Source organism: Anaerophaga thermohalophila str. Valhall (assembly GCF_000250735.1).
Lineage (GTDB): Bacteria > Bacteroidota > Bacteroidia > Bacteroidales > Marinilabiliaceae > Anaerophaga > Anaerophaga thermohalophila_A.
Genome location: NZ_AHZV01000292.1, coordinates 1 through 1,175 on the forward strand (window position 1 = coordinate 1; position 1,175 = coordinate 1,175).

A 1,175-nucleotide genomic window follows, 5' to 3' on the forward strand; every position below is an offset into this window, starting at 1 on the left:
CCCACATTGCAGGTTAACAAGCATTATAGTGTTAAAATTTTGTTAAAATCAGCCTTTTATGACCATTTTAAGCATCCTGCCGATTTTTAAGTTCCTGTTTTTCAATGGTTATTTTTTTGAAGTATTCTCAAAAAGCTTTTGTGTGGACCCCCGGGGTATTGGATTTTAGGTAAAAGGTGCTGTAAATTAGCGGCATGTTTCTAAAGAGCGTCAGGAAATATTGTAAAACCGACAAAACCTATTATCCTTACTACCGCTTGTGCGAAAGTTACCGGGATGAGTGTGGTTTTTCGCGCCAGCGTATGGTGCTGGGTGTCGGACGCTTGGAAGAGCTTCCTGAAATCACACAGAAAGAAGCATTTATCGATCGAATTAATCAATTGATAAAAGGCACCCCTAAACTATTTCAGGCCAGTACTGATCCTACTGTTGAAAGACTTGCCCTCCATTATTACCAGGAGTTGCGACTGAAAAATAAGATTGATGTTGCCACTCCCGGCACAGATAGTAACCATGAATTGGTTAATCTTAAAACACTAAAAAACAAAGATGTACGGGAGATTGGAGCAGAATCTTTGTGTTATCAGGCCTTCACGCAATTGAAGATTGCCTCATTTCTTCGCTCGCGTCAGTGGTCAGATGAAGATATCAATCTTGCGGCCACACATGTAATCAGTCGTGCTGTTTACCCGGCATCGGAATATAAAACCGTCTCGTGGATAAAAGAAAATTCATCGGTCTGTGAGCTGACCGGCTATAACAAGGAAAAGCTCACTAAAGACAAATTGTACAGGATTGCCCATAAATTATACAAGGAGAAAGAAGGCCTTGAGAACCATCTTTCTCGTTGTACCAATGAACTTTTTAACCTTGAAGACACCATTATTTTGTATGATCTGACCAATACATATTTTGAAGGTCAAATGAAAAAGAGTCAGCTTGCTAAATTTGGTCGAAGCAAGGAAAAGCGCCGCGATGCCAAACTCATTGTTCTGGCTTTAGTAGTCAATACAGAAGGTTTTCTGAAATACTCGGATATTTTTCAGGGAAATACCGCCGATAGTGCAACGCTGGAAAACATTGTGACAAATCTGGACAAGAAAGCCGGATATCGTCATAAACGGCCTGTTATTGTGATGGATGCGGGTATAGCCACAGAAGCTAACATACAATTT

1 protein-coding gene is annotated in these 1,175 nt (G+C 40.4%); it reads left to right on the plus strand.

The features are described from left to right. Nucleotides 1-194: 194 nt before the first annotated feature. On the plus strand, nt 195-1,175 hold a 981-nt coding region (locus OQ5_RS0115160; protein ID WP_016778295.1), incomplete at its 3' end, for an IS1634 family transposase.